The following is a 10,661-nucleotide window of genomic DNA, read 5'->3' as shown; positions in this document are numbered from 1 at the left end:
TCTCTCCGCCACATTAAGATGAAGGGCTACCAGCAATGGTAGCCCTTTTTCGTATGCGTCAAAAACCAATCTCAAGGATTGCTATTATTCAAGGTTAGCTATTTCTGCATAACATTAAGCCTTCTAAGCAATGCTCTTGCTAAAAACAAAGTAAATGGCTCTTGGGCAGGAAAGCTGGTTTGTTATTCAACAAAAAAGCCAGCTGCGATAACAACTGGCTTTTGAAAGCTACATCAACAATAGGTTTGTTTAACTCTGTTCAGAAACGAACTTATTTTGTAAAACAGGCTCGGAGAATGTATCCGACTCAGTTGGCTCCTCAACACGAGATTTACTCCCGACGATGCGCTTTAAGTCTTCAATAGTAACGTAAAGGCATGGAATGAGTACCAAGGTCACTACCGTCGCAAATAAAACACCAAACGCGAGTGATACAGCCATTGGGATCACCATTTGTGCTTGCATGCTTGTCTCAGCCATAATCGGTACCAGCCCGATAAAGGTTGTTAACGAAGTGAGCAAAATCGCTCTAAAACGTCTGCAACCCGCTTCGAGCACCGAACGCTTCATCGGTATGCCAGATTCTCGCGATTTATTGATGTAATCAACCATCACTAAGGAGTCGTTAACCACAACACCAGCCGCGGCAATAATACCAAAGACCGAAAGGGCGCTTAAATCCAGTCCTAACAGCATATGGCCTAATACAGAACCAATGACACCAAATGGGATCACCGACATGATCATTATTGGTTGTGCATATGACTTGAGCGGCACAGCGAGTAGGCTATAGATAACTAGCATCGAGATAAGGAAATCTCTTAGCTGGGTATCGGCACTATCAAGTTGCTCTTGGATGTTGCCCGAAACTTCACTTTTAACCCTTGGGTATTTAGTCAGTAACTCAGGTAAGAAGTTATCTCTAATATCCTTAGCAAGCTTAAATGGTTCAGCCTGGTCTGCATCGACCGAGCCCCATACATTAATCGTTCGGTTACCATTTTCACGACGGATACTGTTTACACCATCAGTAATAATGATTGTTGCCACTTCTGAAAGCGGGATCTCCGCGCCCTGAGGTGTCTTGATCAATACATCCGAGACTTGAGCAATTGAGTTACGCTGCTCTTCAGGGTAGCGCAACATCACTTTGATCTCTTCGCCGTTACGCAATATACGCTGAGCTTCTAGACCATAGAAACCATTACCAACTTGGCTAGCGATATCAGCTAAGGTTAACCCTAAACTATTTGCTAAAGGCTTAAGCTCAAACTGAACCTCTTTGGCACTAGATTGACGACTATCGTTAACATCACCCACACCCTTTAAGGTATTGAGCTTGGCTTTTAGTTCTTTAGCCGCGGCAACTAATTGGAGGTCATCTTTCCCTTCTAGTCTAAAGCTAATGTCACCATCGTCGCGGCCACCACCAAATAAATTATCTTGAATGCTAAATGACTTCATTCCCGGAATAAGAGGCATGCTTTGACGCCACAATTCAGCAACTGCAAAGGTATCCATTGGACGCAGTTCAGGGTCAACGAGTTTAGTCATTACCTGAGCTGAAGTTCGACCTCGTAGCTCAACCTGCATGTCAGAGATCATCTTTTGACCATATTGAGCTTCAAGTTCAGTATCTACAGAGCGTAGCGCTTTTTCAATCTCAAGTGCAGCACTTAACGTCGCGTTTTCTGAGGCATCGATGTTCATTTCAAACTCGATCCTAGGAAAGTCATGTGGGATCTTCGGTTGACCAATGAAGCGAACAAGACCACCAGCATATAAACCGGCGCAGATCATAATTAGACTAATAAAAATCATGATCACGGTGTAGCGATACTTTACTGCTAACTCAAGCGAGGGGCGGTAATACTTAGAGATTAAGATCTTAAGCCCTGAATCAACTTTAGACTGTAAAAAGTTAACCACAATGCGTAACCAGTCTAATGGGTTCTTAGACCCTGGTTGCACCACTTTAGGTTGCTTCATACGCGCTAAATGCGCAGGTAGAATTAACTTTGACTCAACCAATGAGAACAACAGACACAAAATCACCACAAAACCGATTGCTTGTCCGAAGGCAGAGGAGGGGCCGTCATCGAGTGTAATCGGTAAGAAGGCGGCAATTGTCGTTAAAACACCAAAGGTGGCCGGCATGGCTACCCGCTTAACGCCTCTAATAACGTTATCAATACTCTGGCCTTTCTCTTCACACTCTGCATGGGCGCTTTCGCCCATCACAATAGCGTCATCAACAACGATACCCAGTACCAGGATGAAGGCGAACAAACTAATGACGTTAATTGTCACGTCTATCATGCCCATTGGCATGAACAATAAAGTACCCAAGAAACAAACAGGTAAACCCATCATTACCCAAAATGCCAACCTGACTCGAAGGAATAGCGCGAGTAGAATAAATACTAATACTGCACCACTCTTCATGCTATCAAGCATCAGATTAAGTCGACCTTCAAGGTAGTAGGTCATATCTACCCACGGCTCGAGTTTAACGCCTTCAGGTAACACTTGTTGCTTGTCAGCAATATAACCTTTCACGACTTTAGCAACGTCGGTCAAACTTTGATCGTTTGCTGCACCAATGAAAAAGGTAACTGAGTTTTTACCGTTAAATTTAGAGTATTGTATACCTTCTTGAAAACCGTCGATAACAGTGGCGACATCACCAAGTAGCAGGGTAGAGCCATCTTGTAGAGTAATGAGTGGCAAGCTTTCAAACTCATAACCCACATACGCTTGGTTTTGCACTCGCAGGTTAATATAACCGTTTTCTGCCCGTATTTGACCGGCTGACATATTACGTGAATAACCACGAACTGCAGCCGCAACGTCATTAAAGGTTAGTCCAAACTCTCTTAGCCTATCTTTACTGACTTCAATGGCAATCTCGTAGCCAAGTCCGCCATAGAATTCAGTGATATTGACTAAAGGCAGTTGCATTAATTCATCGTTGATCTTCTCGCCTAAGTCTTTAAGCTGTCTCTTGTTAAGATCGCCATAAAGACTGACATACATGACCTCTTGTCTAAGCTTAATGCGTTCAACTTTTGGTCGTTCCATGCCGTCAGGAAAGCTTGAAATCGAATCAATTTCAGATTTAACTTCATCCAACACCACTTGTGGGTCGTAGGAGTCTTCAATTCTAAAGTAACCTGATGATGCATTACGGTTTGAATAAGTAATAACACGTTTAAGACCTTGAACACTCTCAAGTGCTTCCTCAATCTTAATGGTGATCCCTTCTTCCACTTCTTGGGGGGCTGCACCTGGATAAACGGCATTAAATTCAAGCCAGTTGATCTCAACTGCAGGAAAGAACTGCTTTCTAATGGTGTTGGCAGTCAACAGTCCGCCAAGCAAAATAATGATCATTAATAGGTTTGCAGCTACGCTATTACGAGCAAACCAAGCAATGATACCTTTATGTGTATCAATCATGATTATTCCTTATCTTCCATCGCAATTTGCGTAGGTTGTGTTTCGGAAAAAACATTGTTTAATGATTTGTCTTTTGGTAATGCCAGTTGCATCCCTTCAATAGGGTAATCAAGTGCCGAGGTTATAAGCTTCATACCTGAATCTAAGCCGTCAGTGATAATGACCTGCGAGCCTATTTGGCGTACAACATTAACATCAACATATTTAAGCTTACTGTCATCATCTAGAACGGCAACTTGACCATTAATCACTAAATGTCGAGCAACCTTGGTCACTTCACCTGCATGGACACCACCGATACTAGCAGTGACATAAGTGCCGTAACGTAGTTCATTGTTGTTTGACTTAAGTCCGTAGGGATCAGCGACTTCAGCAACTAAGTAAGTCATGCGGCTGCGGCTATCAATAACACCTTCGCTGCGGACAATCTTTGCTTGCCACTCTTGTGGTTGACCAGCAAAATTACCTTTTAAAATAACATCAGCGTTATTGCCTTTGTTAGTTAAAAACTGGATCTCTTTATCGGCGATGGGTAAGCGGATTTCAGCTTTGCCAGTACTTAATACCTTACCTAAATTTGTGCCCATACTGACATATGAACCTAAGCCAATATTACGTGCTTCAATCAGAGAGTCGTAAGGCGCTTTAATTACTGTACGTTCTACATTTCGTTTAGCGCGCTTAAGGCCGGCTTCGGATGAGTTTAATTTTGCAATCTCTTGTGCAAGTTGTGGTTTACGCAAACTAAGCTCTGTTGGCACGCCATCTTTAATTCGCTCCCATTCTGCTTCAGCAACTTTACCGAACGCTTTCTCTTGTACCAGTGTGGCACGTGCAGAAGCCATGTTTGCTTGTGCATCGATCAATGCAGCGTCGTAATCACTAGGATCAATCTTGGCTAAGATGTCTCCTTTCTTTACAAAGCCACCGCGAACAAACTTTTCAGAGAGAAATACAATTTCGCCATTTACTTGTGAAACCAATTCAGTTTCATACTTTGCTGCAACCACACCGTAGGAGCTCACCGAAAAATCCATTGGTCTAATTTCGATTGCCTGAACTGACACCAATGGAGTAGTGTCCAGTTCCTCTTTTTCTTCAGGTGGCTTTTTTAATGCCGCCATACCAGCAAAACCTGCGATACCAATTACAATCACTACCAAAGGTAAAATTATCTGTTTTTTCGTAGCCACAAACACATCCTCTTGTTGAAGCAAACACCACACACTGATTTTTGTTGCGTATAAAATATTTGGCCAATACGACTAATGCCAAACGCAATTCAAATAATATTTTGAGTGTATGTTAATAGATATGGCGATTTGTAACAGTTGGATTGTGTAAACTTGTGTTTCATAAGTTTACATTTAGACATTGCTGTTCACGATACGGGGGAGTAATTACAAATAAAGACTAAACAGTGCTAATCATTTACCTTTAAAATTCAAAGGTATAACGTGAGGTCGTTATCTTAAGAAAAATATTTTAAATTTGAATGATTGGTTAAAATATAACAATTACAAAAGCTGTACATCACTTATAGAAGCAATAGTAAGTAATTTACTAAGGGGAGGGATTCTTAATAAGGTACAGATGAGAGCGGTTAACTGCTCACCCGTACGCTGATTATGCTGCTATTAACCACAACATTTCTTATACTTTTTGCCACTTCCGCAGATGCAAGGATCATTTCTGTTTGGCTGCTTTTCAAATCGAGTAGTGACAGGCTTATTAAGGATCCCCATTAAATCGATAATGTTCTCTTCGATTGTTGCATCGATAGTTACCTGGCCGAGTAGTTGATTATCATCAAGTAGTTTAATGATCTCAATTTGGCGGTCTTCGGTTTGGACTGTTAACAGCAGTGGATTAACTTCGGTACCTAGTTTAGCCGCACGTTTAGTGTTGTAACCATAACTTTCATGTTTTGGTTTTGGGGTTTTACGGCCTTTAAAGAAAAATTTATCTGACATCGGTACCAAGCTCTAGAGTGAAAATGTAATAGGACGAAGCTTTATACAGCAAAACCAACCAATTTGATACGCCATGCCGCCGGTTGTCTGCAATTTAGCCTATAAAATAGCTTAAAGAGGCAATCATACTCCAAAGGCCCACCATTCGACCTTTTAGTTATTTCCGCATTGGCAAAAAGTTTGGTAAAATTACTGAAAATTAAAGGAGAGCTTTATCTATGCCAGTTTATGTTGTGGGCCACAAAATCCCAGATTCTGATTCAATTTGTGGTGCAATCGCACTAGCACATCTTAGAAACCAAATTGGAGAAGCTTCTGTCGCTTCTCGTTTAGGTGAACTTTCACCTGAAACCGCGTTTATTCTCGACAAATTTGGTTTTGACGCACCAGAGCTAAAGATGAGCTACGCTGGTGAAGAAGTTTATATTGTTGATCACTCAGAGCTGACTCAAGCACCTGATGACATTGCAGAAGCGACTATTGTCGGTATTGTTGACCATCACAAGCTAGGTGATCTTACAACTTCTACTCCACTAGAATGTTGGATCCGTCCAGTTGGCTGTAGTAATACCATCATCAAGATGATGTATGACTTTTATAATGTAGAGATCCCGAAAGAGATTGCCGGCATTATGATGTGTGCAATTTTAAGTGACACGGTTATCTTCAAATCACCAACTTGTACAACAGCCGATATCAAGTGTGTTGAAGCGCTAGCAGAAATTGCTGGTATTGCTGACTATAAAGAGCTTGGTATGGATATGTTTAAAGTTAAATCAGCAGTAGAAGGTACGCCTGCTCGTGATTTAGTGCTACGTGACTTTAAAGATTTCAATATGAATGGCAACTTAGTTGGCATTGGTCAGCTTGAAGTGATTGATCTATCAGTATTTGATGATATTAAGGCAAGCTTAGTTGCGGATATTGCAGCACTGAAAGCAGAAGGCAACCGCCATAGTGTGTTGTTACTTCTTACCGACATAATGAAAGAAGGTTCGGAAATGCTTATCGTTAGTGACGATGCAGCGATTATCGAATCAGCTTATGACAAGCAATCTAACGACGGTAAAGTGTGGTTAGATGGTGTGCTTAGCCGTAAGAAGCAAGTGGTACCACCTTTACAAGCTGCATTTGCTTAAATCTAAGTTTGACGTGTAAAAAAAGGCCGAACATCAGTTCGGCCTTTTTTATTGAGTGTTGCGACTAAGACTTTTCTTTGTAGAGTGATTTCAATCTAAGCTGCGCTTTGCCAAGCAAGCTCTTTGAGCTATAACAGCCTTTTTTATCTGCTTTACCGACTTCCACACCCGTTAATAATTCAATAGCCTCGTCTACATGGCTAATAGCCCAAATATTAAAACGACCTTTTTTGACCGCTTCAACTATGTCAGGTCGAAGCATAAGGTTGTGGATATTCGACACTGGGATAATCACCCCCTGACTACTTTTGCGACCTTTAATTTTACAAACATCAAAGAAGCCTTCAATTTTTTCGTTTACGCCACCAATTGGCTGAGATTCACCAAACTGATTCATCGAACCCGTTATAGCGATATCTTGCCTTAATGGTTGGTCGGCAAATGAAGACAACATAGCGCAAAGCTCGGCCATGGTTGCGCTGTCACCATCAACACCACCATAAGACTGCTCGAAAGTTAAGTGAGTCGATAGCGGGATCTTATCGGTTTTACCCAAAATTGAGGCAATATAAGCGGTTAGAATCATCACACCTTTAGAGTGAATACTGCCACTTAAGTCAACAGTACGCTCAATATCGAACACTTGTCCTTCACCAAATGAGGTGGTCGCGGTGATCCGGCTCGGTGCGCCAAATTGGTAGTCGGTTGTCGACATCACCGACAGGGCATTGACCTGTCCGGTTCGTTTACCTTCTGTGGAAATCAATGTCGTGCCATTGACGAAAGATTGCATATAGTCATCTTTAGCACGACAAATTCTATTCTCTTTATTGGCTAACGCCTGTTCTACATGACTGACACGGATCATATTCGCGTTGACGGCACGGGCACAGTAGTTAGCTTCACGCAGTAAATTAGCCGTATCCACTGAGTGCAGTGACAGCATATTCTGATCATCAGCTTGACGAGAGCTAAATTCGATAATCCGAGCAATCGCTTTTCTATCGCAATGCAGCATCTTATTACTGTGAATAATGCTCGAGATAAACTGCGCGTAATGTGCTTCCGACTCATCGGTGCGCGGCATTCTATCTTCAAAGTCTGCTGTCACCCTAAATAGCTCAGTAAATTCAGCGTCATATTGCTGGAGTAATTTATAAGTAGCAAAGTCTCCAAATAGGATGATCTTTACATCAAGCGGAATGGCTTCAGGATCAAGAGAGATTGCACCTGAAAGGGTCACTTCGCGCTCCAATGACGTTAAACTGAGTTTTCTAGAACGTAAAGCACGCTTCAACCCGTCCCATACGTACGGGTGCTCTAACACTTTTACCGCATCAATCATTAATACCCCACCGTTAGCTTTATGCAAACTACCGGGGCGAATAAGTGAAAAGTCGGTAAACACAGTGCCTTTATAGGTCGCCGTTTCTACATAGCCAAATATGGTGTGATAATTTGGCGTTTCTTCAACAATAATCGGTTGATAAGGCGAGTCTTGCGCCACCAAAACATTGATCTGGTAGCGTCTTGGCATCTTCTTGCTCATTGAGGCGTAGGCTAGGGCAGCTTGCTCTTCGCTCTCTTCGAGGAATATATCAAGGTTATCGAGAATATCCTTATGCATCGCCTTGATATAGGCTTTTACATTGGCCTGTTCTTTATAGTTCTCTTTTAATTTAGCAAAAGCGAGTGATAAGACTTCTTCAGCAACTTCTTCGTCATGTTTCTGTTGCTTTTCAGAATACTCATCTTCCCATTCAGTGATTTTTCTGACAATGCCGCGTAACTTTGCTTCAAGCGAGCTAATCGCAGCCTGCATAGCGTCTTGCTCTTCTGGCGACAACATCAGATAACTTTCTTCTGAGTGCGGTTCTTCACCATTGAGCGCAACCAACTCGTAATTGCCCTGAGGAGAAATAGACAAACCAATACTGTGAGTTTTTGCTTCCTCAGTGAGCATTACCAGCGCTTCTTCCTGCTTTGCTGCTAATTGGTTTTTGAGTTTGTCTGCGCGGGTGTAATACATCTCGTTGTCAAACGCCAATGGCAAGCCCTTCGACAATTTAAGCATCAGCTTTTCAATCTGTTTTTTAAACTTAAGCCCGGTTCCAGCGGGTAGAGTCAAGACTTTTGGGCTGCGGGTATCGTCAAAGTTGACCACATAGCACCAATCATAAAGCGTACGCCCGTTTGAGTTTTCTTTTTGACGGCTTAGGTGGCGCAGCACCATAGTACGCTTACCTAGGCCATTGCGACCTAATGCATAAATGTTATAACCCTTTTCTTTCATGGAAAGGGCGAATTCCACCGCTTGCTGGGCACGTTCTTGACCGACAATCTTGTCGAGCGGTTCTAAATGTTTAGTTGACTTACAGCTAGTAGGCAGCTGTTTCAGCCCCGAAGTTCGGTATAGTTGGTCACTACTGAGAGGTGTTATTGGCATAGTTGTTCCTCTTATGACGGTTAATAATTCTACTCTATACAGTTAGATAGCATTTATCCGCAAAAATATGGCCTAAATGAGCAAAATCACCTCGATAAGCTTTTAACTGCTGTATAAGTAGCCAAGTAGGACGATTAAGAAGGAAAAAATAGCTGTTAATGAAGAATTAGTGTGGCGCATTTAACGAACTTTGCGACTTAATATTGGGATCTTTCCTACTATAAAGTCGCATATGAATCTGCCTGAGGCTTATATTCCTTTTAGATACTGAGCCCGTGTAGAAACTGACAAAGCTTGGTAAAACTGCTGCTCACTTTTGCAATCTGTTCGCTGTTGTAAATAGTCTTGAAAAGCATTAACTAAATCGATTTTCGGCCAAACAAAATCCGTTTTAGTTTCAATCGAACGCAGATCTAACAACACGGAATCAAACTTGTTAGGGATATCAGTGACAATACTAGGGTTAAAAAACAGCTCAGCACCAATCAGGTTATTATGATCGCGGCGCTTTTTATCAATGACAAAATCAATCTGCTTAACATTGGTAATGGTGGTGCGCTTTTTACAAATAGATAAACACTCTTCATCCATCACTTGTTTATCGCACCCTGCTGACTGTAAGAACAAGCACTGACGACTGGTCATCAACAAGATAGGGTGCAACACACTGTAATGCAGACTAAATCCTATCGGTGCGTTAATTGGTTTTATCTGTTTTCGATTCAGTTCATTGGAAATGAAAGTGCCATTGCAACCCTGACTTTGTAAACTGGTTAAACTAAAAGAGTTGCTGGTATTCAGGTGTGGTCCTGCGATCCAATTAACTGCTAACTGTTTCGCGATAAATCCTACACCGGTGTTATTACTCACAATCTGTGTTTGTGGTATCGACTCCAATAAATGTGTAACGGCTTCAAACTCTTGCTCTAGCACAATAGCGCCAAACCAGGGCGTCAGCTCCGGTTCGGCATTAAAAAGTGTGATTAATTTATCAGACTCACAGGCAATTGAATCGGGTATCGCATAGTAAACTCTCAACGTTTGCGTAGTGTACTGCTGTTTAAGTGTTCTGTATAAAGCGAGCTCTTTTCGATTGCCAATCAATATTGAGCAAATGGTATTGCTACGCTCCGACTCAGTAGTATTTAAACCGGTGTAAGCTGCTGAACGGGCTTTACGCACCTCACTAAACTCAACGGGTTTAATAATGGCTTTATTGCCATTTAAGTAACGCACTATTGCCATTTTCATCTGCGTTAATTCTTTAAACGAAAGATAAACGTCGTCTGCAAATTGCGAAAAATCGATACCATCCAATTGATGTTTATAGGAATCAAGGTTTGAAAAGCGGCTAGTAAGTTCACCTTTTGACAGTTGATACTTGGTTGCCGCTGATAGCAGGCTCGTCGATTGCACACTAAAGCTTGGGAGTTTGTCTGTGGCAACAAAGACATCAATGTTTAACACTCCACCCAATTGACCACTAATCACCAGTTTTATAGCCGGTTTGCTAATATCCAAGGGTTTAATCTGCTCGCCAACAGAGTCGATAATCAATGTTTTCTTATCATATAAGCGCTGTTTAACGACTTGTACAACATCTGCAGATGCATGAGGCTTAGATTGTTCAATCGCACTAAAGTG

The 10,661-nt window shown here is 41.9% G+C and carries 6 protein-coding genes; 1 reads left to right on the top strand and 5 read right to left on the bottom strand.

Annotated elements, in window-relative coordinates; genetic code table 11:
• Window positions 1-249 precede the first annotated feature (249 nt).
• From AB4238_RS19320 to AB4238_RS19310, 3 genes are all read right to left on the bottom strand, one after another.
• Window positions 250-3,459 (bottom strand): efflux RND transporter permease subunit, encoded by a 3,210-nt coding sequence (locus AB4238_RS19320; protein ID WP_372034904.1) that lies wholly within the window; start codon window positions 3,457-3,459, stop codon window positions 250-252.
• A gap of 2 nt (window positions 3,460-3,461) precedes the next feature.
• On the bottom strand, window positions 3,462-4,652 hold the full coding sequence (locus tag AB4238_RS19315) for an efflux RND transporter periplasmic adaptor subunit (protein WP_372034902.1): 1,191 nt from the start codon (window positions 4,650-4,652) through the stop codon (window positions 3,462-3,464).
• A gap of 444 nt (window positions 4,653-5,096) precedes the next feature.
• Entirely contained in the window at window positions 5,097-5,432 is a 336-nt protein-coding gene (locus tag AB4238_RS19310) for a PBPRA1643 family SWIM/SEC-C metal-binding motif protein (protein ID WP_372034901.1), read from the bottom strand.
• Window positions 5,433-5,650: 218 nt separating this feature from the next.
• Between AB4238_RS19310 and AB4238_RS19305 the strand changes: the two genes are divergently transcribed.
• Entirely contained in the window at window positions 5,651-6,571 is a 921-nt protein-coding gene (locus tag AB4238_RS19305; protein ID WP_371991550.1) for a manganese-dependent inorganic pyrophosphatase, read from the top strand.
• Window positions 6,572-6,635: 64 nt separating this feature from the next.
• Here AB4238_RS19305 and AB4238_RS19300 read toward each other — a convergent pair whose 3' ends face one another.
• Window positions 6,636-9,017, bottom strand: a complete 2,382-nt coding sequence (locus tag AB4238_RS19300) for a Lon protease family protein (RefSeq protein ID WP_372034899.1) — start codon at window positions 9,015-9,017, stop codon at window positions 6,636-6,638.
• A gap of 249 nt (window positions 9,018-9,266) precedes the next feature.
• The coding region (locus AB4238_RS19295; RefSeq protein ID WP_372034897.1) for a U32 family peptidase at window positions 9,267-10,661 on the bottom strand (1,395 nt) is incomplete at its 5' end.

Source organism: Shewanella sp. 10N.286.45.A1, from assembly GCF_041470405.1.
Classification (GTDB): Bacteria; Pseudomonadota; Gammaproteobacteria; order Enterobacterales; family Shewanellaceae; genus Shewanella.
Note: the sequence above shows the minus strand (reverse complement) of the source record. Positions and strands in the feature narration are given on the sequence as shown.

Coding starts and splice junctions, on each gene's coding strand:
- AB4238_RS19320 (WP_372034904.1), bottom strand. CDS start 3,459: ATGATTGATACACATAAAGGTATCATTGCTTGGTTTGCTCGTAATAGC.
- AB4238_RS19310 (WP_372034901.1), bottom strand. CDS start 5,432: ATGTCAGATAAATTTTTCTTTAAAGGCCGTAAAACCCCAAAACCAAAA.
- AB4238_RS19305 (WP_371991550.1), top strand. CDS start 5,651: ATGCCAGTTTATGTTGTGGGCCACAAAATCCCAGATTCTGATTCAATT.
- AB4238_RS19300 (WP_372034899.1), bottom strand. CDS start 9,017: ATGCCAATAACACCTCTCAGTAGTGACCAACTATACCGAACTTCGGGG.